The sequence below is a fragment of the Mammaliicoccus sp. RAM2 genome, from assembly GCF_045897195.1.
Lineage (GTDB): Bacteria > Bacillota > Bacilli > Staphylococcales > Staphylococcaceae > Mammaliicoccus > Mammaliicoccus sciuri.
Window position 1 is genome coordinate 12,156 of record NZ_JBJNWI010000011.1, and the last position, 23,738, is coordinate 35,893.

26 protein-coding genes are annotated in these 23,738 nt (G+C 33.6%); 2 read left to right on the top strand and 24 right to left on the bottom strand.

The features are described 5' to 3' along the window. Positions 1-6: 6 nt before the first annotated feature. From ACJTHF_RS13575 to metG, 15 genes are all read right to left on the bottom strand, one after another. The gene (locus ACJTHF_RS13575; RefSeq protein ID WP_078354775.1) at positions 7-1,515 is read right to left on the bottom strand and encodes a polysaccharide biosynthesis protein; all 1,509 of its coding nucleotides are present in this window, start codon (positions 1,513-1,515) and stop codon (positions 7-9) included. Beyond that, positions 1,502-5,011, bottom strand: a complete 3,510-nt coding sequence (mfd, locus tag ACJTHF_RS13580; RefSeq protein ID WP_232157383.1) for a transcription-repair coupling factor — start codon at positions 5,009-5,011, stop codon at positions 1,502-1,504. Before mfd ends, ACJTHF_RS13575 begins: the two co-directional genes overlap by 14 nt. Further along, the gene (gene pth, locus ACJTHF_RS13585) at positions 5,008-5,580 is read right to left on the bottom strand and encodes an aminoacyl-tRNA hydrolase (RefSeq protein WP_048541954.1); all 573 of its coding nucleotides are present in this window, start codon (positions 5,578-5,580) and stop codon (positions 5,008-5,010) included. Before pth ends, mfd begins: the two co-directional genes overlap by 4 nt. Positions 5,581-5,699: 119 nt before the next feature. Continuing rightward, the gene (locus tag ACJTHF_RS13590; RefSeq protein WP_048541952.1) at positions 5,700-6,344 is read right to left on the bottom strand and encodes a 50S ribosomal protein L25/general stress protein Ctc; all 645 of its coding nucleotides are present in this window, start codon (positions 6,342-6,344) and stop codon (positions 5,700-5,702) included. Between the two features lie 130 nt (positions 6,345-6,474). Then, a complete protein-coding gene (locus ACJTHF_RS13595) occupies positions 6,475-7,437 on the bottom strand; it encodes a ribose-phosphate diphosphokinase (RefSeq protein ID WP_048541971.1) in 963 nt (320 codons plus the stop codon). Between the two features lie 46 nt (positions 7,438-7,483). After that, positions 7,484-8,842 (bottom strand): bifunctional UDP-N-acetylglucosamine diphosphorylase/glucosamine-1-phosphate N-acetyltransferase GlmU, encoded by a 1,359-nt coding sequence (gene glmU, locus ACJTHF_RS13600; protein WP_048541950.1) that lies wholly within the window; start codon positions 8,840-8,842, stop codon positions 7,484-7,486. 192 nt (positions 8,843-9,034) lie between these two features. Continuing rightward, entirely contained in the window at positions 9,035-9,367 is a 333-nt protein-coding gene (gene spoVG, locus ACJTHF_RS13605; RefSeq protein ID WP_037590328.1) for a septation regulator SpoVG, read from the bottom strand. Between the two features lie 56 nt (positions 9,368-9,423). After that, positions 9,424-9,801, bottom strand: coding sequence for a RidA family protein (locus ACJTHF_RS13610; RefSeq protein ID WP_058592441.1), 378 nt, complete (start codon positions 9,799-9,801; stop codon positions 9,424-9,426). A 16-nt stretch (positions 9,802-9,817) separates the two neighbouring features. Beyond that, entirely contained in the window at positions 9,818-10,642 is an 825-nt protein-coding gene (gene purR, locus ACJTHF_RS13615) for a pur operon repressor (protein WP_025905573.1), read from the bottom strand. 69 nt (positions 10,643-10,711) lie between these two features. Then, positions 10,712-11,560, bottom strand: coding sequence for a 4-(cytidine 5'-diphospho)-2-C-methyl-D-erythritol kinase (ispE, locus tag ACJTHF_RS13620; protein ID WP_058592442.1), 849 nt, complete (start codon positions 11,558-11,560; stop codon positions 10,712-10,714). A 148-nt stretch (positions 11,561-11,708) separates the two neighbouring features. Next, positions 11,709-11,972 carry a biofilm formation stimulator Veg gene (veg, locus tag ACJTHF_RS13625; protein ID WP_025905575.1) on the bottom strand — a complete coding sequence of 88 codons (264 nt, stop codon included), beginning with the start codon at positions 11,970-11,972 and terminating at the stop codon, positions 11,709-11,711. Between the two features lie 99 nt (positions 11,973-12,071). Continuing rightward, on the bottom strand, positions 12,072-12,962 hold the full coding sequence (gene rsmA, locus ACJTHF_RS13630) for a 16S rRNA (adenine(1518)-N(6)/adenine(1519)-N(6))-dimethyltransferase RsmA (protein WP_232157382.1): 891 nt from the start codon (positions 12,960-12,962) through the stop codon (positions 12,072-12,074). A 4-nt stretch (positions 12,963-12,966) separates the two neighbouring features. Beyond that, positions 12,967-13,509, bottom strand: coding sequence for a ribonuclease M5 (gene rnmV / locus ACJTHF_RS13635; protein ID WP_037590321.1), 543 nt, complete (start codon positions 13,507-13,509; stop codon positions 12,967-12,969). Between the two features lie 54 nt (positions 13,510-13,563). Then, on the bottom strand, positions 13,564-14,328 hold the full coding sequence (locus tag ACJTHF_RS13640; RefSeq protein WP_232157380.1) for a TatD family hydrolase: 765 nt from the start codon (positions 14,326-14,328) through the stop codon (positions 13,564-13,566). A 21-nt stretch (positions 14,329-14,349) separates the two neighbouring features. Further along, positions 14,350-16,350 carry a methionine--tRNA ligase gene (metG, locus tag ACJTHF_RS13645; protein WP_025905579.1) on the bottom strand — a complete coding sequence of 667 codons (2,001 nt, stop codon included), beginning with the start codon at positions 16,348-16,350 and terminating at the stop codon, positions 14,350-14,352. A 232-nt stretch (positions 16,351-16,582) separates the two neighbouring features. Here metG and ACJTHF_RS13650 point away from each other — a divergent pair, with 232 nt between their 5' ends. After that, the gene (locus tag ACJTHF_RS13650) at positions 16,583-16,858 is read left to right on the top strand and encodes an AbrB/MazE/SpoVT family DNA-binding domain-containing protein (RefSeq protein ID WP_025905580.1); all 276 of its coding nucleotides are present in this window, start codon (positions 16,583-16,585) and stop codon (positions 16,856-16,858) included. A gap of 65 nt (positions 16,859-16,923) precedes the next feature. Here ACJTHF_RS13650 and rsmI read toward each other — a convergent pair whose 3' ends face one another. Genes rsmI through ACJTHF_RS13695 form a run of 9 tightly spaced genes read right to left on the bottom strand, consistent with a single transcriptional unit; the run spans position 16,924 to position 23,256 of the window. Beyond that, complete coding sequence (rsmI, locus tag ACJTHF_RS13655; RefSeq protein WP_119469480.1) at positions 16,924-17,766, bottom strand: 16S rRNA (cytidine(1402)-2'-O)-methyltransferase; 843 nt, start codon at positions 17,764-17,766, stop codon at positions 16,924-16,926. Between the two features lies 1 nt (position 17,767). After that, entirely contained in the window at positions 17,768-18,016 is a 249-nt protein-coding gene (locus ACJTHF_RS13660) for a GIY-YIG nuclease family protein (RefSeq protein WP_025905582.1), read from the bottom strand. Beyond that, a complete protein-coding gene (locus tag ACJTHF_RS13665; RefSeq protein WP_107603225.1) occupies positions 18,009-18,737 on the bottom strand; it encodes a tRNA1(Val) (adenine(37)-N6)-methyltransferase in 729 nt (242 codons plus the stop codon). Before ACJTHF_RS13665 ends, ACJTHF_RS13660 begins: the two co-directional genes overlap by 8 nt. A 50-nt stretch (positions 18,738-18,787) precedes the next feature. Further along, a complete protein-coding gene (yabA, locus tag ACJTHF_RS13670) occupies positions 18,788-19,120 on the bottom strand; it encodes a DNA replication initiation control protein YabA (RefSeq protein ID WP_025905584.1) in 333 nt (110 codons plus the stop codon). 14 nt (positions 19,121-19,134) lie between these two features. Then, complete coding sequence (locus tag ACJTHF_RS13675; RefSeq protein ID WP_025905585.1) at positions 19,135-19,941, bottom strand: stage 0 sporulation family protein; 807 nt, start codon at positions 19,939-19,941, stop codon at positions 19,135-19,137. A gap of 4 nt (positions 19,942-19,945) precedes the next feature. Then, positions 19,946-20,872 carry a DNA polymerase III subunit delta' gene (locus tag ACJTHF_RS13680; protein WP_058592450.1) on the bottom strand — a complete coding sequence of 309 codons (927 nt, stop codon included), beginning with the start codon at positions 20,870-20,872 and terminating at the stop codon, positions 19,946-19,948. A 52-nt stretch (positions 20,873-20,924) separates the two neighbouring features. After that, complete coding sequence (locus ACJTHF_RS13685) at positions 20,925-21,254, bottom strand: cyclic-di-AMP receptor (RefSeq protein ID WP_025905587.1); 330 nt, start codon at positions 21,252-21,254, stop codon at positions 20,925-20,927. Positions 21,255-21,287: 33 nt separating this feature from the next. Continuing rightward, entirely contained in the window at positions 21,288-21,908 is a 621-nt protein-coding gene (gene tmk / locus ACJTHF_RS13690) for a dTMP kinase (protein WP_048541928.1), read from the bottom strand. A gap of 1 nt (position 21,909) precedes the next feature. After that, entirely contained in the window at positions 21,910-23,256 is a 1,347-nt protein-coding gene (locus ACJTHF_RS13695; protein WP_048541925.1) for an aminotransferase class I/II-fold pyridoxal phosphate-dependent enzyme, read from the bottom strand. A 107-nt stretch (positions 23,257-23,363) separates the two neighbouring features. Between ACJTHF_RS13695 and ACJTHF_RS13700 the strand changes: the two genes are divergently transcribed. After that, entirely contained in the window at positions 23,364-23,729 is a 366-nt protein-coding gene (locus tag ACJTHF_RS13700) for a GNAT family N-acetyltransferase (protein ID WP_058592452.1), read from the top strand. Positions 23,730-23,738 lie beyond the last annotated feature (9 nt).

Below are 23,738 nucleotides of genomic sequence, written 5' to 3' on the forward strand. Positions count from 1 at the left end.
TGTTAATTACTCCTTTATTATTTTATCCATTAAAGGCAAATGTTTCCATTCATCTTTTATTAATATTTTCATTTTTATTATACCTATTATGACAGCCATTACGCCAACAATACCTGCCAGTAACATAATTAATAGACTGGTCATTCTCGTGTGCGTTGGAATAAGCAATACAACTTGTACAAATACAGACATGATTGCAAGTAAAGTAATCACTTTAATCATAAATAAACCCATACGTTGAAATTGATAAAGTTTCATCACACGTACATGCAAAATCAATGTATATATAGCGAGCGACAAGACTGTCGACAAACTTGCACCAAATATACCAAACTGCAGTACAAACCAGTAATTCCCAATCAATTTCGTTACCATACCAATAATGAGCGCAATAAATAATATATTTCTATTTAATTTCACTTGCAATAACGCTGTATACATGATGATAAATGTCACAAATACTACTGCGAGCATAAAGACGCTCAGTGTACCAATCAATTCATTTGTCTTAAAGAATACAGTATTTAATAACGGCAGTAAGTTCATTAAGCCAAATGCGGCAGCCATACTAAATAACACTGTTATTTTCAACGATGTATTAGCATATTCATTCACGAGTTGATGATTTTTCTTTTGCAGTTGTTCTGTTAACAACGGAATAAGCACAAAACTAAATGTAGTTGTGATGATAAGACCCATCTGAATTAATGAAGCACCTCTATCAAACACGCCTTTTACTTTTATACTTTCATGAAAGCTATATCCATTCTCTTGCAATAAATGTATAAGCGTAAATGAATCTACAATTTGCCATAAGATCAATATCAAATAAGAAATGGCATACAAGATTGTCATCGTCACGATATTTTTAGTGTCTTTCAATTTTATTTCCCAGGAAAACCTCAGTATAGGCTTTCTTTTAAACCAGAAGTAAATTGCAATACAACTTAATCCCAATACAGATCCACTGATTGCGATTGTGCCAGCTTGATAAATCGAAATATTCAAGCCAATAAACAGCAAAATTGCGGTTAAAATCACACCGACTCTAACCACTTGATCAATAACCTGTGAAACGGCAATAAAGTTCATCTGATGTTTCATTTGATAATACCCTCGTGCCATTGAGATAAATACAAGTGGTATTAGCGCTATACTCGCCATACGAATCATAGGTGTTAAGTTTACATCACCCATTAGCCCACTTATCAAATGTGCACTTAAAAATATAGCAATACTTATCAACAAACAAGTCATTTGCAAAAACCAGAACATGCCTACTATTTCTGATTGTTTACGTTGAATCATCCAGCTACTCATGACACTAGGAAGCGCGTTTAAACTTACAACACTCACAATCGCAACGAGCGGATATACTTGTTGGTATGCATATAAACCTTCATCACCTAAAACATTTTGGTAAGGTACTCTATAAATTGCGCTTAAAATTTTAACAATGACCATCGTGCCTGTTAACAACAATACACTATTAAAAATTGGTTTAGATTGTGTCATCGTCTACCAAACTTTCATTGATCACATTAGTTAAAAATTTCAAATCGTCTAACCATTGTTTTGATTTTTGTAATTTAAACACCATTTGATTGTTCGAAACGGCTATTTTTAGTTTTCTACCGAGAGGTTCAGTAACTTTAAACAACACATCACCTTTTAAATGATTTGTCGTATATTCCGAAGCTGTCAATTGTATCACTTTAGCGACTTCTTTAATTTCTGTAATACCGAAATGAATACCATTCAATCTTACTCCCACAACATCTAATAAACGTTGTACCTCAACAGGGTACTCACCAAAACGATCGATCAATTCATCTTGAATATCTTCCAATTGAGTTTGAGTCGTAATCGATCTCAATTTTTTGTACATTTCAATTTTGGCTTGTTCATTCTTAATGTATTCTGCAGGAATATAGGCATCTATCTTAATGTCCACTTCAAGTTGTGGTACTTCTGATTCTGGTTCAATACCTCGTTTCACATTAACCGCTTCTTCTAACATTTGAGAATATAAGTCATAACCTACAGAATCTATGAAGCCATGTTGCTGACTACCTAATAGATTTCCTGCACCACGTATATTCAAATCACGCATGGCAATTTTAAATCCTGAACCTAGTTCTGTAAATTCTTTGATAGCTTGTAGTCTTTGCTCTGCAACTTCAGTTAGTACTTTATTTTGTTCATGTAAGAAATATGCATAACCAATTCGACTTGAACGACCTACTCGTCCACGCAACTGATACAATTGACTCAATCCAAATCTATTAGCATCTTCAATAATCAATGTATTGGCATTCGGAACATCGACACCCGTTTCAATAATCGTCGTTGTCACTAAAATATCATATTCTCCATCCACAAAATTCAACATCGTTTCTTCTAATTCTCGTTCTGTCATTTGTCCATGAGCAACGCCAATTCTCGCATTAGGCATGAGCATAGATAACTGTTCACTCTTTTGATATATAGACTGCACGCGGTTATATAAATAGAATGCTTGTCCACCACGTGAAAGTTCACGTTCTAGTGCTTCTTTAACAAAACTCATATTTTGTTCTAATACATACGTTTGAACAGGGAATCTGTTTTCAGGTGGTGTTTCAATAACAGATAAATCTCTAACACCTAATAAACTCATATGAAGTGTTCTCGGAATTGGTGTAGCTGTTAAAGTAAGAACATCTACATTTGTCTTTAATGCTTTAATTCTTTCTTTATGTTTCACACCAAATCTTTGTTCTTCATCGACGATTAATAAGCCTAAATCTTTATATTCAACATCTTTACTTAGTAATTTATGTGTACCTACAACAATGTCTACAAATCCAGATTTGATACCTGCTTTCGTCTCTTTAACTTGTTTAGGTGTTCTAAATCTACTCATCATTTGAATTTCTACTGGATATTCTTGCATACGTTCTCTGAATGTTTCAAAATGCTGTTGGGCAAGAATCGTTGTTGGTACGAGCACGGCTACTTGCTTACCTTCCAAGACTGCTTTAAATGCAGCTCTTATCGCTACCTCAGTCTTACCATACCCAACATCACCACAAAGCAGTCTATCCATCGGTCTTCTTTTTTCCATATCTGCTTTAATTTCTTCTAAAGAAGTGACTTGGTCAGGCGTAGGTTCATATGGGAAGTCCATTTCAAATGTCATTTGTTCTTCAGTATCTGGCCCGTATTGATAGCCTTCAACTTGTTCTCTCTCTTGATAAAGCTTCAACAGTTCATCCGCAATGTCTTCCACATTTTTTTGAACTTTAGCTTTCGTTTTTTTCCATTCTGTACCGCCAAGTTTATTTACCTTTGGCTCTTTATCATCGGAACCAACAAACTTCTGAACATCATTCATTTGATCAACAGGTACAAATAATTGATCGGTACCTTTATATTGAATTTTAATATAATCTTTATGAATGCCGGATACTTCTAATGTTTCAACACCTAAATATTTACCAACACCATGATGTACGTGTACAACATAGTCCCCCACATTCAATTCTTGATAAGACTTTATTTTTTCAGCATTTGATAACTTTTGTCTTCTTTTAGACTGTTTTCTTTCACGCGCTTTGAAAAGTTCTTTTTCTGTCACGACGACAAGCTTCATATAAGGTAATTCAAATCCTTCTGACAGCGCGCCATCCGTTACGATAGCTTGTCCTCGGTCACCGACTTGTTCTACCCTATCTATAACAGTTGGAATTTTCATGTCGTTTAACATACTTTGAATACGAGACTTTCTCGTTTCAGATTCTGCTAATAATACGACCGTGAATCCTTGTTTCATAAAGCGTTCAAACTCTGATTGCATAATGTCGTATTGTCCATAGAACCTTTGAACAGGTTTACATGAGAATTTCACCATCTCTTCAATTTCAACTGGCATACTTGCAGTAAATAAAGTGAAATAGGCAATTTTATGCTGATGCAACAGTTCAGTAAAAGCATGTTCAGAAATAAAGCGTTGGCCAATAAATCCTTGTCCTGATTCTATTAGCGATTGCGTAAATTCTTCGATTTCGACGTCTAATGAATGTTCAGTTTCTTTAATTCGATTATATTCGTCTACAACAATAAGTGCATCATCCGCAAAATAATCTGTTAAAGTTGTGACTTCATCATACATAAATGAAATCACACGTCTTAAAATTTGATGATCTTTCAATTCATCACTTTGCATCAATATCGTTTGATACGTATCTTTTAAGTCGGGACGCATTTCTATAGCTAATTGTTGTCTTGTCTTTTCGTATGCTTCTTCCATACGTTCTGGAAGTTGGCTAATTTGTTCACTTGTAAAAATATAATCACTAGCCGTTGTAATTTCAACTTGTTCAACATTACCTAAAGAGCGTTGTGTTTCAACGTCAAACAACCTCATACCGTCTACTTCAGTATCAAACAATTCGATACGAACAGGATCTCCAGTTACTGGATAGATATCAATCAACCCACCACGAATTGAAAACTCGCCAACTGCTGATACTAACGATTGCCTCTTATAGCCCATATCAATCAATTGATTAGCCCATTCATCTAAATCAATATCATCACCTATTTGAATCGATTTATAATGTTCATTCCAAATATGCTTCGGTGTTAGTTGTTTTTTTAAACCGTTTATAGGCACGATAAATAAGCCCTTCTTGCCTTGAGCAAGTTGGGTTAGTGTTCTGATACGTTCACTCATTAAATCAGGACTTTGAGTCGAGAACGCCTCTATCATAATATCTTGTACAGGAAACTTAAATACTTCTTCAGGTGGTAATAATTGAAGAATATCCGCTTCTATTTTATCCGCCTGATACAAGTTATTTGTTACGATAACGAGTTGTTTATCGTTTTTAAGATATTGTTCTAATATGAGTAGCGCTTTACTTGACTGATTAAGTCCTGTTATGAGTATGTTCTTTTCTCCAAATATTTGCGTTAATTCTTGAAATCGTTCGTCTGCTTGTATGATTTCATGGATAACGTGTTTCATATAACTTCACCATTATACTGGTTCATCACATTCTGAAAAGTTTCGCCTTTAATTAAAGCTTCACAAGCATCTGCTGCGCGATCGATCACTTTTTCCATTGTAATCATTTCATCATCAGAGAACTTTTGAAGCACATAACTCGGTACACTCATGCCATTTGTAGGACGATCAATTCCGATTCTAATACGGTTAAAACGGTCTGTCCCTAAATGTTGAATTAAAGACTTCATACCGTTATGGCCACCAGCACTTCCTTTCTGACGTAGTCTCAAATGACCTTGAGACTGGTCCATGTCATCATAGAGTACAACTAGATCCTCTATATCTATATTATAATAATCCATTAGTGGTCTTACAGCTTCACCTGATAAATTCATGAAGGTCATAGGCTCAATGAGCATTACTTTCTCACCATTTATAAGACCTATTGTATATGCGCCTTTAAATTTTTGTTTATCTAAATCTAGTTGATGACGATCAAGTAATTTATCAACTACTTCAAAGCCAATATTATGACGTGTTAAGTCATATTTCTTTCCGATATTTCCAAGTCCAACAATACATTTCATGTTGTAACCTCCATATTAATTCTAAGTATATATTATAGCATTTTTGTAATTTATTTCATCTATCTATACTTAAATAAAAAACCCAACACAAATGTGTTGGGTTGAAGATTTAAAAAATATTATTTTTCTTCTTCTGATTCTTCTTTTTCAGCTTCTTCTTCTGCTACTGCATCAGCTTCTTCAGCTGCAGTTTCTTCAGCATCTTCAGCAGGTTCTTCTGTTGGAGGAACTACTGTTACAACTGCTTCTTCTTTATCGTTTTCGATAGTGTATTTACCAGTTGCATCTAAGTCGCCTACTAAGTAGCTATCACCAATAGCTAATTCTGTAATATCAACTTCGATATTTTCAGGAATTGCATCTGGAGTAGTTGTAACTTGTAAGTCGAATAATGGTTGTTGAACTACGCCACCTTCAGAAGCACCAACTGATTCACCTACTAATACTACAGGTACGTCTACAGTTAATTCTTCTTTCATGTTGATAGCTAAGAAGTCAACGTGAGTGATTTGATTTTTAAGAGAATCGTATTGATAATCTGAAACCATAACTTTGATTGTTTTTGAACCAACACCTAATTCGATAACGCCGTTACGTCCAACTTCACGAATTGTTTTGATGAATTCAACTTCATCAACTTTAACAGATGTATTTTTAGCACCGTAACCGTATACGACCGCTGGAATAACACCTGAAGCTCTTAATTTACGTAAACTAGAACGAGTTTGTTTACCTTGACGGATAACTGACTTTAATGAAGTCATTATCTTTTCCACCTTTCATTTATGCGCGATATGCGCTCCTACACTTACCCATCAACAATAATCGCTGCTTGTAAGTGGTTATTTAGTCCATAAAAATGAACCGTTTGTTATTATACACGAATATTATAAATTAATCAAATAGCACACTAACAGATTCTTGTTCATATACTCTAACAATTGCTTGTGCTAATAATTCTGCTACAGACAATTCTTTAACGTTTGCAGGTTTTCTATCTTCTGGTAATTGAATAGAATTTGTAACAACTAATTCTTTAATTTGAGAATTTTCGATACGTTCTTTTGCTGGCCCTGATAATACAGGGTGTGTACAACAAGCATAAACTTCTTTTGCACCTTTTTTAACAAGTGCATCTGCTGCTAATGTAATTGTTCCAGCTGTATCAATAATATCGTCGATAATGATGGCAGTCTTACCATTAATATCTCCAACAATATTCATAACTTCTGCTACGTTCGGTTTCGGACGACGTTTATCAATAATAGCGATAGGTGTTTTTAGACGGTCAGCCATTTTACGCGCTCTTGTTACGCCACCATGGTCAGGTGAAACAACTACTGTTGATTCAGGATCTAAACCTTTTTCTAAGAAGTAATTTGATAAAATTGGTACGCCCATTAAATGATCAATCGGTATGTCAAAGAACCCTTGAATTTGAGGTGCATGTAAATCAAGTGCTATCATTCTGCTTGCGCCAGCTTTTTCAATAATATTTGCCACAAGTTTAGCAGTGATTGGTTCACGGCTTCTAGCTTTACGGTCTTGTCTTGCATAACCATAATAAGGCATTACAATATTAATATTTGCTGCTGATGCACGTTTACAAGCATCAATCATAATTAATAATTCCATCAAGTGTTCATTCACTGGGTTTGATGTTGGTTGAATAATAAACACATCACAACCACGGATACTTTCTTCAATATTAATTTGAACTTCACCATCAGCAAATCTCTTAACTGTAGATTTACCTAATGGGATCCCTACTAAATTGGCAACTTCTTGCGCTAATGGTTGGTTACCTTCAAGCGAAAATATTTTTAATGAAGAGTTCTTATATTCAGTGTTCAACATTTCTGTTCCTCCGATATCATTTTGACTCATGTTTTGACGGCTCCTTTTATTTCGTTTTATAATATCCTTCTTTTGTCGTTTGTCTAGCGCGACCTAGCGCCAAGCTTTCATTTGGTACATCATCTGTAATTGTTGACCCTGCTGCTATGAATGATCCATCTCCAATTTCTACTGGTGCAACTAGATTTGAATTACATCCAATAAACGCATCATCTCCTATAACCGTACGGAATTTATTCACGCCATCATAATTTACAGTGATAGAACCACAACCAATATTTGTTCTTGCACCTACTTCTGCATCTCCGATATAACTTAAGTGTGAAACTTTAGCACCATCTTTCAAGACAGCCTTTTTAGTTTCAACAAAGTTACCAATTTTCGTATCTTTGCCTAGTTCAGAACCTGGTCTTAATTGTGCAAATGGTCCTACTGTAGCGTTTTCGCCTACAACTGAATCTGTAATAACAGATTGTTTAATTGTAGCATCATCTTTAATTGTACTATTTTTGATGTCAGAATTCATTCCTATCGTAACATTTTTTCCTATAATTGTTGTGCCAGAAAGTCTTACGCCTGGTTCTACAACTGTGTCTTCACCAATTACGACTTGTTTCCCGATATAAGTTGTAGCTGGATCAATAATTGTTACGCCATTTAGCATATGTTGATGATTGATACGTTCTTTCATTTTCTGTTCTGCTTTCGCAAGTTGCACTCTATCGTTCACACCCATAATGCCGTCAACATCGTTCGTAATAAAAGCAGAAACTTTTTCATTTTCTTCTTTTAGGATGCGAATCACATCTGGTAAATAATATTCACCTTGTGCGTTATCATTGTTTACTTTTTCAAGTGTTTCAAATAACTTTTCATTATCGAAAGCAAATATACCAGAACTGATTTCATTAACTTCAGCTTCAGCAGAAGAAGCATCTTTTTGTTCGACAATTCCAGAAACCAAACCATTTTCATCGCGAATAATTCTGCCGTAGCCAAACGGGTTGTCGACTTTTGCAGACAAGACAGTTGCTACTGCACTTTCAGACTCATGAAAATCTAATAAGTTTTTAATCGTTTCGTCACTGATTAATGGTGTGTCTCCACATACAACAATTGTTGTTCCTTTTTCAGTACCTAATATATCTTTAGCAGTCTTTACTGCATGTGCTGTTCCTAATTGTTCTTCTTGATGTACAAACTGAGATGCATGACCGATTGCTTCTTTGACATTTTCAGCACCATGTCCAACAACTGTTACGACTTTATCAACACCTGCATTTTTCACGCTATCTATAACATGTTGAACCATTGCTTCTCCAGCTACTGTATGTAGTACTTTGTAAAGTTTAGATTTCATTCTTGTACCTTTACCAGCAGCTAATACAACTGCATATTTTTGCATTGCAAATACCTCCATTTATACACACTTTAGTCTATTATAATTTAATTGACCGCATAGTATCAAGAAAGACTTCAAGTAAACGTTTCCTTATTAACAAATCCATTATAATGAAACATAAAAAAACAGCAGTTAAAATCACAAGATTTTAACTGCTGTTTACCAATATACGTGAGCTGAGTACTTTAAATATCGTTATTCTTCTTCACTGTCTGATGCTTCATCGCTATCCTCTGAATTTGAGGCTTCTTGAGCTGATTTTGGAATAATGACTTCATCTGTTTCATCATATACTTTCATAACCGCTTCTTGAATTTCTTGTCTCATTTCAGAATTAATGGGATGCGCAATATCTCTAAATTCCCCATCTGGCGTACGCTTACTAGGCATAGCCACAAACAGTCCTGAATTTCCCTCGATTACTCTTAAGTCGTGAATAACAAAAGCGTCATCTAATGTTATAGAAACTAATGCTTTCATTCTTCCATCCGTTTGAATTTTTCTTAATCTCACATCTGTTACCTTCATGATTTGTGTGCCCCCTGTTTTGTCTATTTAAAGTAGCAGCATCATATTAATTGAAGTTAGTTATTTATTTTTGCAATCATTTCGATTTCAACTTTAACATCTTTCGGTAAACGTGCAACTTCTACACAACTTCTAGCAGGCAAATGTTCATTAAAATATTCGCCGTATACGGCATTGATGTCTTGAAAGTCGTTCATATCTTTTATAAAAATTAAAGATTTAACGACACTTTCTAAAGATGTGCCACTTTCTTGAAGTACTACTTTTAAATTTTCTAGTACTTGCTTAGTTTGTTCTTTGACATCTTCAGAAACGACTTCACCTTGTTGATTTAACGGTATTTGACCAGAAGTAAATACTAAATTATCTACTACTACTGCATGGCAATATGGTCCTAAAGCTTCTGGAGCATTTGTTGCGTTAATACTTTTCATGTTGATTACTCTCCTTTTAATTAAATCTTTTTAAACAGTTGCCTTCTTCTACTGAAAATTGCTGATTGTACTCGTCTACGTCAGATAGCCTAACTAAAGATGTATAATCTTCAATCAATCGATGTTTAACTTCTTTTGATTCTACAAGTACTGATACCCCTTTTACTGTAGCTTTAAACTCATTCATCAAATTGATTACACCATTAATAGATCCGCCTGCTCTCATAAAGTCATCAACAATCAATACATTCGAATATTCAGGCAATGTTCTTTTTGATAAAACCATTGTCTCAATCTTTCTAGAAGACCCAGACACATAGTTTATCGATACTGTAGATCCTTCTGTTACTTTATTGTCTTTTCTTATAACTACAACTGGCAAATTAAGCACTTTCGCCACGGCATTTGCTAAAGAAATACCTTTTGTTGCTATTGTAACTACCGCATCAAGTTCTTCATCCATGTACATTGTAGCGATTAACTCTCCTACTTGATTTAATAGTTTAGGATTACCTACTAAATCCGACATAAATAAATAGCCACCTGGCAACAGTCTTTCTTTTTCTTTTAGTAATTCACACAATTTTTCAATCAATTCACGTGCTTCTTCTACGTACATTTTAGGTCGGTAAGTTACACCGCCACTTGCACCGGCAGTCGTTTCTATAATACCAAGTCTCTCAGCAGTAAACGTTTCTTTAATAATTTGTATGTCTTCACTAATAGACGACTTTGCCTGACCAAAATGATTCACAAAATAAGTCAACGGCACTAACTCGTTCGGATGTTTCAATAAATATTGTGTCATATAAACGATTCTTTCACTTCGTTTAAACCTCATTTATAAAACTCCAATCTCTATTCCGTATTTTAAGCTTAATTATACTATAATCGTTCGCATTCCTCAAAGCTATCCGAGCAGTCTCGCGATGTATACATCGTTACAACATCCCATCAAAGCATTATATACTTGCTTAGCTTGTCTTTCTTTTTGAACAAAGCCATATATAGTCGGGCCACTGCCACTCATCAAAGCAGCATCCACACCAGTATTACTCATAGTATTCTTCAATTTCTCAACCTCTGGATATAGTTGCATCGTGACTTTTTCGAGGCTATTACCGAGCGACTGACACATTGAGGCATAATCGTTATTTTCAATTGCCTTAAGACATGCTTGTGTTTGTACTTCATCCTTGTTTTCTAAATCTAACGCACCGTATATTTCTGGCGTTGAAACACCTATATCTGGTTTCGCGATAACGACCCATGCTGAAGGTGGTTTAGGTAAGTGCGTAATTTTCTCACCTCTACCTTGGCATAAAGCTGTTTTTCCATAAATACAAAACGAAATATCAGATCCAATTTCTGAAGCCAGCTGACTTAATGTTTCTAAAGATTCATTAATTCCCCATAATTCATTCAAACCTCTAAAAGTAGCGGCTGCATCACTTGATCCACCAGCTAAACCTGCTGAAATTGGAATGCTTTTTTCTAATGAAATCTTCACACCTTTTTTAATATTGTATCTATCTTGCATCAATTTTGCTGCTTTATATGCTAAATTTCTATGATCACTTGGTACAAAATTATGTTCTACATCAATAATGATTTCACCATCGTCTCTACACTCAAATGTTAATCGGTCATTTAAGTCGATGGTCGTCATAATCATTTCCACTTCATGATACCCATCTTCACGTTTATATAACGTATCTAATGTTAAATTAATTTTTGCTGGTGCAGTTTCATAAATCATATACTTGCCCTCTCTAAAACTTATTATTATGATTTTACCATAAATAAAAGTTAGAAAGTATTAGCTTTATTCTATTTTTTGGCATAATAAAAAACCCTACGCCATATCACAGTCATATCGCGTAGAGTTTTTTATTAAATACTTTTAATTATTGAACGATAAATTCTTCTTTATGTTCATTCATAAAAGTTACTTGGACATTCTCAGTTAATACATCAGTGTATGTATAAGATACACGCTCAAAATTATGTTTCTCTTGATCTAATTCGACCACGAAAACTGATGGATACGTTTCCTTAAGCACGCCACTTCGCTCAATTAACTTCTTACGTCCTCCATTAGCTTTAAGTACAATACGATTTCCTAATTGACATTCCAATATTTTTTTGATGTCTACTAAAGTCTTCGGCATATTGACCCACCTCGCTATAGATAAAATTATACTACGAAAGCGGATTTTTGTCAAATAAAATTTAAATTTTATCAAGTTGATAAAGTAATGTCAATATATTTACACAGATAAATTCGGGTATTTTTTCAAATTGTTACAAAGATGTGCATATTCTTGTATTGTTAGCGTTTCACCACGTCGCTTAGGGTCTATGTTTGAAGCATTTAGCCATTCGCCGATTTCATCTTTATGCAGTTTACCCTCTTTAATTGTATTAATATAATTGTTCAAAATTGTTTTTCGCCTTTGTCCAAAAGCACCTTTTGAAAGCTTGAATAGTAGTTTCTCATCATCTACTTGGACGATTGGTTCAATGCGTTTCGTTAATTTAATAACAATAGAATCAACATTTGGTGGTGGCATAAAGACAGTCTTCGGGACGATTAAAACACGTTCAGTTTCAGTGTAATACTGACAAGCTATTGATAACGAACCATAACTCTTACTACCTACTTCAGCGTTTAAACGTTCTCCTACTTCTTTTTGCATCATGACAACATAGCCATCTATTGGCAAATCATTTTCTAGTAAATTCATCAATATAGGTGTCGTAATGTAATAAGGTAAATTGGCAACCAACATAATTTTATCGCACTCTTTTAAGTGCGTTTCAATTTCTTTTTTGACGTTGGCTTTCAATATATCTTCATTTACAACTGTTACATTGTCATATGGACTTAACGTATCTTCTAATACAGGTATTAACCTTTGATCAATTTCAAAAGCCAATACTTTCTTTGATGCTCTCGCTAATTGTTCAGTAAGTGAACCCATTCCTGGTCCAACTTCAATAACACCTGTATTCTCATCTATATCACTAGCAGAAATAATTTTTTGAATAATATTTGTATCGATTAAAAAGTTCTGACCTAAACTCTTTTTGAATTTAAATCCATATTGATCTAATAACGCTTTTGTACGTTTAGGTGTTGCTATATCTTTATCGTTCATCGTGTCACTCCTCTTTATATCCCAGTGCTTCTTTTACATCTTTCTCAGTATAACCGAAGGCATTTAATTTGTTTAGCAATTGTTTGCCATTTGAATGGCCTATATTTAATTTACTGCATAGTATTTCGCGTTTTCTTCTAGCGTCTGGTCCTATAATTAAACCAAGGTCAATTAAGACTGCTTTATCAATTGTTTCAATGTCCGCTTCTAATGGAGAACTCACATTTGTAAGTGCATCTTTAATTGTTTCAATTGAGGCATGCTCTACGCCTATTTTTCCTCTTTTATTTTTAGCTTTATCTCTTGGTATAAATGCATGTTTCACACTAGGGATATACTGCTTGATTGTATTTCTAATTTTATCACCTGGGAAATCTGGGTCAGTTAATACAATGACACCACGTTTTTCATGCGCTTGTCTTATAACTTCTAGAGTTTCTTTTGATATTGCTGAGCCATTTGTTTCTATCGTATCGCAATCTACTGCTCTTTTAACATTAACTGTATCATCGCGTCCCTCAACAACAACAAATTCATTTATCTTCATATTCATTTCCTTCTTTAAAGATGCCCCAAAACAACCGTTTTGGGGCATCATATTTTATAATTTAAATAATCTTTCAGCATTTTCTGTAGTAGCTTTACATACTTCCTCGTATGAAATTCCACGCAATTCAGCAATTTGTTCTGCAACAAGCTTTACACGTGCAGGTTCGTTTCTTTTCCCTCTATAAGGGTGAGGTGATAAGTATGGTGCATCTGTTTCAACGAGTAACCTATCTAAAGGTAAATGTTGAGCTACTTCTTTTGGTTGTTTCGCATTTTTGAACGTGACAGGTCCACCCAATGAAATATAGAAATTCATTTTGAGTATTTCATCAGCTATTTCGTTTGAGCCACTGAAACTATGCATAATTCCGCCAACTTCACTTGCATTTTCTTCTTTTAAGATATCAACGCAATCTTGAGTTGCTTCTCTATTATGAATAATGATCGGTAGTTGGACACGTTTCGCTAATGCGATTTGCTTTCTAAACACTTCTTTTTGGATATCTTTAGGCGACTTATCCCAGTGGTAATCTAACCCCATCTCACCTATACCGATGATTTTAGGGTGTTTAGACAATTCTTCAATCCATTGTAGGCGTTCTTCCGTACAATCAATTGCATCAACAGGATGCCAACCTATAATGCCATATATAAAATCATACTGGTCTATTAATTTCATCGTTCTTTCAATCGTGTTCGTGTCGAAACCAACAACGAACATTCTATCGATACCTTCTTCCAAAGCTCGATCGATTACTTCTTGTAAATCTTCATCGTATTGATCCGCATTTAAATGGACGTGTGTATCTATTAACATTCGAATCTCCCTTTCATTACTTTACTTAATGATAGATCCGTTTTGTATTGCATTTGGTAAACCTACTAAAGTAAGTGTGCCGTCTTTCTCAGCTGATAAAATCATACCCTCTGATAATTCACCACGTAATTTTACTGGTTTTAAGTTCGTAACGACCGCTACTTTTTTACCTACAATATCTTCAGGTTTATAAAATTCAGCTATACCTGAAACAATTTGTCTCTTTTCGTTACCTAAATCTACTTTTATTTTTAAAAGTTTATCTGATTTTTTCACATAGTCTGCACCTGTAACAGTAGCAGCTTTGATTTCTACTTTATCAAATTGATCAATTGTGATTTCTGGTTTAGATGGCACTACTTCTTCCTCAGCAGTTTCAGCTTCTTCTTCAGAAGGTTCTGCAGTCGTTCCACCTTGCATAGAATCTTTGATGAATGCCACTTCTTGCTCTACATCTAATCTAGGGAAAATAGGCTCAGGTTTTTCGATTACTTTGATATCTTGATCAATAGCGCCATATTGTTCAATACTTTCAAATGTATCAAGTTTACCTTTTTCCAAGTTTAATTGACGGAAAATTTCATATGGTGCATGTGTTAAGAATGGACGTAATAATACTGCTGCAAATCTAATGTTTTCAACTAAGTGAATCATGACATTTTCTAGCATTTCACGTTCATTTTCATCTTTAGCTAATACCCATGGTGTTGTTTCATCAATATATTTGTTTGTACGACTAATCAACTTCCAAACTTCTGCTAAAGCAACTGAGAATTGCATGTTTTCCATTGATGAATAGAATTTATCTTTAGTATCTAAAGCCATTTGTTCCATTTCTTCATCTAATGGATGTAATTTGCCTTTATATTTAGGAAGTACGCCATTAAAGTATTTATTAACCATTGCTATTGTTCGATTCACTAAGTTACCTAAGTCATTAGCTAAATCGTAATTTGTTCTTTCAACGAACGCTTCAGGCGTAAATACACCATCTGCGCCAAATGGTAATTCTCTCATGAGATAGTATCTTGTTGCATCTAAGCCGTATTTATCAATTAAGACGTTCGGATCTACAACATTACCTTTAGATTTACTCATTTTACCGTCTTTCATCAAGATCCAACCGTGAGCAAATTCACGTTTAGGTAAAGGTAAGTCTAAAGCCATCAATAAGATTGGCCAAATAATTGAATGGAATCGAACGATTTCTTTAGCCATTAAATGCACATCTGCTGGCCAATATTTTTTAAATAGCGTATCGTCATCTGATAAATAACCTAACGCAGAAATATAGTTCACAAGTGCGTCAATCCAAACATACACAACGTGTTTAGGATTAGAAGGTACTTTAATACCCCAATCAAAAGTCGTTCTAGAAATCGCTAAATCTTCTAGACCTGGTTTAATAAAGTTATTGATCATTTCATTCTTACGAGAAATAGGTAAAATGAATTCCGGATTTTCATCGAAGAATTTGAGTAAACGATCAGCATAGTTATCTAATTTAAAGAAATAACTTTCTTCTTTCACAAGTTCTACTTCATGACCTGAATCAGGACTCTTACCACCGACGATTTTGCCATCTTCATAAACTGGATCGACAAGTTGTGTTTCAGTATAATATGTTTCATCTGGTATTGAGTACCAACCTTCATACTCACCTAAGTATATGTCACCTTGTGCTAATAACTTTTCGAAGACTTTTTCGACAACTTGTTTATGTCTTTCTTCAGTAGTCCGAATAAAATCATCATTAGAGATGTCTAATTTCTTCCATAAAGATTGGATACTTTTAATAATGCCATCTAAATATTCTATTTCAGATAAGCCCGCTTCTTTAGCTTTTTCTTGTATTTTTTGACCATGTTCATCTGTACCAGTTAAATAATGAACATCATAGCCTTGTAACCGTTTATATCTAGCAATTACATCACCAGCAACCGTAGTATACGCATGACCTATGTGTAAATTCCCGCTCGGATAATAAATCGGTGTCGTAATGTAAAAAGTCTCTTTCGTCATCAGCGTTTCCTCCTAATATCTTATCTATATAATATACCGAAAATTAAGCATTTTTTCAATATTACCTGATTATGGTATAGAGATAACAATTGTTTTATATTTCAAAAATTAAACGTATGCAATATATTGTTATATTGACATTTTCTTGAATTCATATTAGTATACTATTTATATAATTGTCGAATGAATGTCGAATTAGATAATTATGGTTTTATTAAACGGAGGTAAAAAGATGAAATCAACTGGAATCGTGCGTAAAGTAGATGAACTAGGCCGTGTAGTAATTCCAATCGAATTACGACGCATATTAGACATTGCTGAGAAAGATGCTTTAGAAATTTATACAGATGACGATAAAATTATCTTAAAGAAATACTCACCTAACATGACTTGTCAAGTTACTGGAGATGTTTCTGAAGACAATTTTGTTTTAGCTGATGGTAAAATTGTCTTAAGTAAAGAAGGCGCTCAGCAACTAATTAATGAGATTGAGAAAAAATCAAAATAATAAAAGCTGCATATAAAAAAAGGAAATTTAAAGTACATCATTTACTTTAAATTTCCTTTTTTTGTTTATTCGTCAATATGATACGCTTCGTATACATCTCTTTTTTTCATTTTTCTATCTACTGCTACTTGTTTGATAGCATCTTTTGATCTCATTTGATGTTCATTTATATAAATTTCAACATGTTGAACGAGATCTAAGTCTTCCCACCAATTATCCACTTGTGTCGATTCATCGATACCTTCAATCAAGATGACGAACTCACCTTTTTGAGGTATGACCTCATTTGATAACATTTCTTCAATGACCTTTATTTGATTCGTTTCCACTTGTTCGAATTTTTTAGTAAGTTCTCTTCCAATTGCTACTTTTCTTTCAGGATCTATCTCAGCTATTGCTTGTAACGTTTGTTTAATTCTATAGGGTGATTCATAAATCATAGAAGTTGATTCTCTCGTCATCCATTTTTCCAATACATCATGTTTTTCTTTCGCATGTCTAGGTAAAAATCCTAGAAACACAAATTTATATGATGGTAATCCACTTGTCATTAATGCTGTAATAGCAGCATTAGGTCCTGGTATTGTTTCAACACGATAACCAGTATCCCTAACTTGATTCACAAGTTCATAACCAGGATCACTTATACAAGGACAGCCTGCATCAGAAACGAGCGCAATATCTTTTCCCTCTTCTAATAACCTCAATATTTGCTCAGATGACTTATCTTTATTATGTTCATGGTAAGACTTAAGAGGCGTTTGTATCTCATAATGCTGACAAAGCTTACCTGTAACACGTGTATCTTCACAAAAAATATAATCGACTTCTGTTAACATTCTAACCGCACGATAAGTGATATCTTCTAAATTTCCGATTGGGGTTCCTACTAAATATAATATAGACATATTACCCCTCCTTAATAAGCGCTAATTTTTGTTTCCTACTTAACTGTTTTAAAGCATATTCTCGTTTTAAAGCTTCGGATTTATTATCGAATGTCTCATGATATACAAGTTTAACAGGGCGTCTCACTTTAGTATATTTAGCACCTTTACCTTCATTATGGACTTTTAACCTTCTGTCTAAATCTGTTGTATAACCAGTATATAATGTTTGATCCTTACACTCTAATATATATGTATAATGGTTAACCATAATATACAACCTTCATTTCTTTTGAATAATCTCCATTTTCATCATAAATATAAAATGGTTGTTCAACTTTCAATCCTGCTTGACCACCACTTCTACCTTCAACTAAAATCGTAACCGCTTCTTTTTTATTAGGTGTACTATATACCATTCTTAATCTTTTAGGTTCGATTTTATATTGTCGAAATGCGCTTAAGACATCCATCAGTCTCTCCGCTCTATGGACCATTGCAAGTTTACCACCTTGCTTTAACAAATGCTTACTTGCTTTTAAAACATCATCTAATGTGCAATATATTTCATGTCTCGCAATTTTATGTGCTTCCTTTTGATGCTGTATTTGTTGATTTTCTTTAAAGTAAGGTGGGTTTACGGTTACAACATCAAATGTTGAAGGAGGATATGAGGTTGATACATTCTTTAAATCCATTTGATTGATAGATATTTGATCTTCTAATTGATTATGAGATATCGTTCGTTTAGCCATATCCACTAAAGCCTCTTGAATTTCTATCGTTTCAATACTAGCTTGAGATTTGTGAGCCAATAATAAAGGAATAATGCCATTACCAGAACATAAATCCATTACTTTATCTTTATTTCGTACCTTTGTAAAATCCCCTAATAACAATGCATCTGTTGAAAATGAAAACACCTCATCATTTTGAATAATTTCAAATTCTTCTCTTAATAATTGGTCGAGTCTTTCTCCCGAATTCAGCATTTAAACACCTCACTTAAAAAATCAGGCATATAACATGCCTGATTTTCTTATTATCTATTCAATACTTCTAAACAAAATAAACAATCTTGTCCTTGTCTGTGTTTACCAAACAATTCTCCTCGACAAATATGAAAACCTTCATGATATAACATTGCTAAGTTATCTTTACTTTGAAGTGGCTTTAATTTCTTGTTTGGCTTTTTTTGTTGATTGTCTTCACTTGTTTCCATTACACGCTTCAAACTTTCATTCTCCATTTGAAGGGCAACATTGTCTTCGACTAATTCAACTGCCTGGTTTTTCAACTTTTCCATATGTTCATTAATTTGCTTAAGTTCATTCTCTAATGTCATAATCGTTTCAAACAACTCGTCCCTATTCACAATATAATCCTCCCTTATGAATGGACTTCAAGTAATTCATCAAGTTTATAATCAAAGAGTTGTTCGAAACCTTTCACTTTAACTTGCATTGTTATATCTAAAATATTTAATCCAACAACTTTGCCATCACCCTCTGGCGTCACAACAGTTGTACCAATATCAGGCAATTCATTTCTAACCTCTTCATAATAATCATTTTCGTATTTTAAACAACACATTAAACGACCACAAGCACCTGATATTTTAGTTGGATTTAATGATAAGTTTTGATCTTTAGCCATTTTAATTGAAACAGGTTCAAAATCACCTAAAAATGTTGAACAACATAATGAGCGACCACATGGACCAATACCGCCAAGTAATTTCGCTTCGTCTCTCACACCAATTTGTCGTAACTCAATTCGTGTTTTTAATTCATATGCTAAAGATTTTACTAAAGTTCGGAAATCTATTCTATCATCAGCTGTAAAATTAAAGATGACTTTACTTTTATCTAATGTATATTCACAATTAACAAGTCGCATATTAAGCTCGTGAGTTGCTACCAACTCTTTACATAATGCCAAAGCATCGTCTGCATCTTTTAAGTTATCTTGATATTTTTGAATATCAGCTTCTGTTGCATGACGGATAACTTCTTTCAATGGTAAGACAACATCATCTTTACCTACATGGCGATTTGTTAATTTTACTTTACCAAGTTCAATACCACGTTTAGATTCAACGACAACTAAGTCATTTTCTTTGAAACGTTCCCCATTTGGTGAGAAATATTCTTTCTTACCAGCTTTTTGGAATTGAACACCAATTATTTCATACATTTAATCACCTCTTCCCATTTATAACCATTTGTTCTAATACTAACGTTGCATTAACGTTTTGAGCTAATTTACGGTTTGCTTCCGTTATAACTTGTATATAATTCGAAATGTCATTTAAAGATAAATATTGACTGATCTCTTTAATTTCCACTTCTAAATCTGGATATGCCATTATCGTATCTATTTGGATTTTGGCATGTAATAAATCTTGAAAATAAGCATTCAAGCTATTTAAAAATAATTGCTGTAACGGGCGTGTATTAACAACTTTTATGCAATCGATCAAATATATCATTGCCATCTGTGTATCTTTTACCATCAATTCAGCAAGTTTCGTTACAGTTTTTCTAAGCTGTACAAAAAATTGTTCTTCTGTAAGAGCAAGTGCTTCTTCTTTATCAGAAGTAACAAAACTCAATGTATGCGCAATTGCAGAAGAAATACCAGACAGTTTTAATTCTTCTATATAATTTTCTTTAGATGCAGGTTTAAAATGAACAAGTTGGCATCTTGAATGTATAGTTGGCAATATTTGATCTTTCTTTGTTGTCAGTAACAGGGCAATTGTATTTGGAGGTGGTTCTTCCAAAAATTTAAGTATACTATTTTCACCCTGTACTGTTAGTTTATCAAAAGCTTCAATAATGTAAACTTTATATTGACTTTCGATTGGTTTTTGATTCATTTTTCTTAGTAATTCTTCTATTTGTTGTTTCTTTATCGTCGTTTCATCTGATTGAATATATACAAAATCAGGATGATTAAAATTTTGAACTTTAACCACACAACTTTGTTCTGATTCACATAATATTTGTTCAGCAAAATATAAAGCTGTAGATTTCATTTCAAACATATTATCTCCCTCAAATAAATAAGCATGAGATAATTGTTGTGCACTTAATAAATGATCAATCTCTTTGGTTAATTGCATATTTTACGCTCCTTGCAATAAAAAAGCTGCTCAAACGGCAGCTCATCAGTTCTTAAAATTGATGGAATTGTTCAATTGGCATAACGAATACAGTTGCGCCACCTACTTCAACTTCTACAGGGTAAGGTATATAAGAATCCGCACTACCGCCCATTGGTGTGATAGGTGAAACAAGTTGTTCACGATTACCACAAGTTCCATCGATAACACGTAATAATTCATCTACACGTTCATCTTTGACACCGCATAAGAATGTTGTATTTCCAGCTCTTAGAAATCCACCAGTTGTTGCAAGTTTAGTGGCTCTAAAATTCTTTTCTATAAGTGCTTCTGACAAGTTTTGACTATCTTGATCTTGGACAATCGCTATTACCATTTTCATATCTAAACACCTCTTTATTTATTATATCATATTTTAATCTTGTTTCAGATATTTTACTATCGTAGAATATGCATCTTCTACAACCTTTTCTAATGGTTGGGTGGCATCAATTACTTTAATTCTATCTGGATACTCAGCAATTAATTTTTTGTAACCTTCTGTAACTTTGTGATGAAATTCTATTTTTTCATTATCCAAACGATTCGCAATACGTTGATTATCTTTAATTCGATTTAAACCAACTTCAGCAGGTACATCAAAATATAATGTTAAATCAGGATAAAGGTTATCAATCGCAAATTCATTAATTGCCTTAACTTCTTCTACCCCAATTTCACGTGCGTAACCTTGATAACTTAAAGAACTATCAACAAATCGGTCACATAATACCGTTCCACCTTTATTAAGTTGAGGTAAAATTTTCTCCACTAAATGTTGTCTTCTAGCAGCAGCAAAGAGCAGTGCTTCTGTTCGCTCATCCATGTCATCATCACTATCTAACAACAAATTTCTAATCGCTTCACTTATTTTGATACCACCTGGCTCTCTAGTCAGTAAAATATCATAATCTTGATTTAACTTTTCATAAACTCTATGTATAACCGTCGTTTTGCCAGAGCCTTCTGGACCCTCAAACGTAATAAATCGTCCCATTTTATTGTTCATCCTTTACCTTGATTTGCTTGTTTAATATACCTTCCACTCTACCACCTCTATCAATCCATTGTAAAAGAGAATCCACTATTTCTTTACGAATATTTTCTCCTTTTAAAATGACAGGTATACCTGGTGGATAAGGCACAATATCTTCAGCAGCAATGTAGCCATATGATGTATTTAAGTTCATCATTTTTGTTTTTTCAATATCGCTGTATTTATACATTGTACTATCTGTTTGATATGGTAATTTAAATTGTACTTCCTCTTTGAGTTGATGCTCAACATTCAGTTTAATATTTCTAACACGATCAATCATATCTTCAAATGGGAACTTATCTGATTCATGCCATAACGGTAAGACCAATAACACAAATTTATAATCACATAACTCTACATAGATATGCACACCTTCAAATAACTTTTGAATTTCAAACCCACTTAATCCCTTATAAGAAACAATTAATTTAAGAGGGTCCTCTAGACTACCCACTTCAAACCCAACATTCTCCATCGTTTCAATGAATGTTTGTCTCTTGAACTTAAATTTTTGATCATCAAACTGCTTATAAAATTTTTCCGCACTTTCTAAACTAGCCATAATGAGATATGAAGGGCTAGATGTTTGTAACATCTTCAAGTACTGTTGAATATCTGCTTTTATTTCTAAATCCTCTTTCATATATATAACAGAACCCATTGTTAAGGCTGGTAATGTCTTGTGGTAAGACTGCACGACTATATCAGCACCATATGTCATAGATGATTTAGGGAAGTTTGAACTAATATCAAAATGTGCGCCATGCGCTTCATCTACCAATACAGGAATTTTATGTTCTTTTAAAATTTTAATACTTTCTTCAATATCAAATGTTTCACCATAGTAATTAGGATAAGTAAAAATAGCTAATTTAATATTATTCAAATCTAAATCCTTTAATGAAGCACCGTTATACTGGTTTGTCTTAACTGATATTGCCATAGGCATAAACTTAGCATCTTGCCTCGTTAAATTCAAAGCATTAAATACTGATTTATGCGCATTTCTAGGAATTAATACTTCTCCCTCTAAATGTGCCACTGCATAAATTGCTGATAGTATACCAACCGTTGTACCATTAACGAGATACTGCCCATAATAGCCAGGATACCTATTCAATTCAGACATACTCATCTTTATACAAGATTCTGGTTGATGTAAATCATCAAGCCCAGTTATTTCAGTCATATCCATAGCAAGATTTATCTCATCTAAATAACCAATTGTATGATTATGATGTCCTGGAACATGTAGTGAAATGGCATCATGATTATTTAGAGATTTTAATTTTTCATTAATATTCATAAGGCTACCTCTTAATTTTTAGTCTTTATCATTATATCAATGATAAAGACCAACGTCATTCCTGTAATAATTAAAATAAGATATACTTAAAAAAAGGAGTGAGTAAAATGTTTATTAGAAATGCAATTGACACAGATATACAATCTATTTATGAGATTGCTCAACAAGAAGGTTGGAAAACATTCAGTATTGAAAAAATCCAACAATTGCTTATTACTTCTCGTATTATTGTAATAGAAGTAAATAATGAGGTTGTTGGCTATACTAGATTCTTAACAGATGAAACTGTCACATTATATATTACAGAACTCGCCGTTTCAAAGACTCATAGAAAGAAAGGATATGCTAAAGCACTTATAGACTATTTATTAGCACAATATCCTTCTGTTCGAATAGAATTATTATCAGAGAACAATTCGTTTTACGAGAAATTACATTTTAGAAATATTGGAACTGGTTATAGACTACCTTAAAAAAGTACA

Excerpts from the sequence above, each read along its gene's own strand:
- ACJTHF_RS13665 (WP_107603225.1), bottom strand. The coding sequence starts at position 18,737 with ATGCTGAATTCGGGAGAAAGACTCGACCAATTATTAAGAGAAGAATTT.
- rsmA (WP_232157382.1), bottom strand. The coding sequence starts at position 12,962 with ATGAACGATAAAGATATAGCAACACCTAAACGTACAAAAGCGTTATTA.
- ACJTHF_RS13640 (WP_232157380.1), bottom strand. The coding sequence starts at position 14,328 with ATGTTAATAGATACACACGTCCATTTAAATGCGGATCAATACGATGAA.
- veg (WP_025905575.1), bottom strand. The coding sequence starts at position 11,972 with ATGCCGAAGACTTTAGTAGACATCAAAAAAATATTGGAATGTCAATTA.
- tmk (WP_048541928.1), bottom strand. The coding sequence starts at position 21,908 with ATGGGACGATTTATTACGTTTGAGGGTCCAGAAGGCTCTGGCAAAACG.
- purR (WP_025905573.1), bottom strand. The coding sequence starts at position 10,642 with ATGAGGTTTAAACGAAGTGAAAGAATCGTTTATATGACACAATATTTA.
- ACJTHF_RS13575 (WP_078354775.1), bottom strand. The coding sequence starts at position 1,515 with ATGACACAATCTAAACCAATTTTTAATAGTGTATTGTTGTTAACAGGC.
- ACJTHF_RS13685 (WP_025905587.1), bottom strand. The coding sequence starts at position 21,254 with ATGAAAATGGTAATAGCGATTGTCCAAGATCAAGATAGTCAAAACTTG.
- glmU (WP_048541950.1), bottom strand. The coding sequence starts at position 8,842 with ATGCAAAAATATGCAGTTGTATTAGCTGCTGGTAAAGGTACAAGAATG.
- ACJTHF_RS13680 (WP_058592450.1), bottom strand. The coding sequence starts at position 20,872 with ATGCAATTAACCAAAGAGATTGATCATTTATTAAGTGCACAACAATTA.
- ACJTHF_RS13700 (WP_058592452.1), top strand. The coding sequence starts at position 23,364 with ATGTTTATTAGAAATGCAATTGACACAGATATACAATCTATTTATGAG.
- ACJTHF_RS13650 (WP_025905580.1), top strand. The coding sequence starts at position 16,583 with ATGAAATCAACTGGAATCGTGCGTAAAGTAGATGAACTAGGCCGTGTA.
- ACJTHF_RS13675 (WP_025905585.1), bottom strand. The coding sequence starts at position 19,941 with ATGTATGAAATAATTGGTGTTCAATTCCAAAAAGCTGGTAAGAAAGAA.
- pth (WP_048541954.1), bottom strand. The coding sequence starts at position 5,580 with ATGAAATGTATTGTTGGACTTGGAAATATCGGAAAGAAATATGACTTA.
- ACJTHF_RS13610 (WP_058592441.1), bottom strand. The coding sequence starts at position 9,801 with ATGAAAAGTATTAACGCAACAAATGCTCCAGAAGCTTTAGGACCATAT.
- ACJTHF_RS13595 (WP_048541971.1), bottom strand. The coding sequence starts at position 7,437 with ATGTTGAACACTGAATATAAGAACTCTTCATTAAAAATATTTTCGCTT.
- metG (WP_025905579.1), bottom strand. The coding sequence starts at position 16,350 with ATGACGAAAGAGACTTTTTACATTACGACACCGATTTATTATCCGAGC.
- spoVG (WP_037590328.1), bottom strand. The coding sequence starts at position 9,367 with ATGAAGGTAACAGATGTGAGATTAAGAAAAATTCAAACGGATGGAAGA.
- rsmI (WP_119469480.1), bottom strand. The coding sequence starts at position 17,766 with ATGTCTATATTATATTTAGTAGGAACCCCAATCGGAAATTTAGAAGAT.
- ACJTHF_RS13660 (WP_025905582.1), bottom strand. The coding sequence starts at position 18,016 with ATGGTTAACCATTATACATATATATTAGAGTGTAAGGATCAAACATTA.
- mfd (WP_232157383.1), bottom strand. The coding sequence starts at position 5,011 with ATGAAACACGTTATCCATGAAATCATACAAGCAGACGAACGATTTCAA.
- ACJTHF_RS13590 (WP_048541952.1), bottom strand. The coding sequence starts at position 6,344 with ATGACTTCATTAAAGTCAGTTATCCGTCAAGGTAAACAAACTCGTTCT.
- ACJTHF_RS13695 (WP_048541925.1), bottom strand. The coding sequence starts at position 23,256 with ATGAATATTAATGAAAAATTAAAATCTCTAAATAATCATGATGCCATT.
- ispE (WP_058592442.1), bottom strand. The coding sequence starts at position 11,560 with ATGATTTATGAAACTGCACCAGCAAAAATTAATTTAACATTAGATACG.
- rnmV (WP_037590321.1), bottom strand. The coding sequence starts at position 13,509 with ATGAAGATAAATGAATTTGTTGTTGTTGAGGGACGCGATGATACAGTT.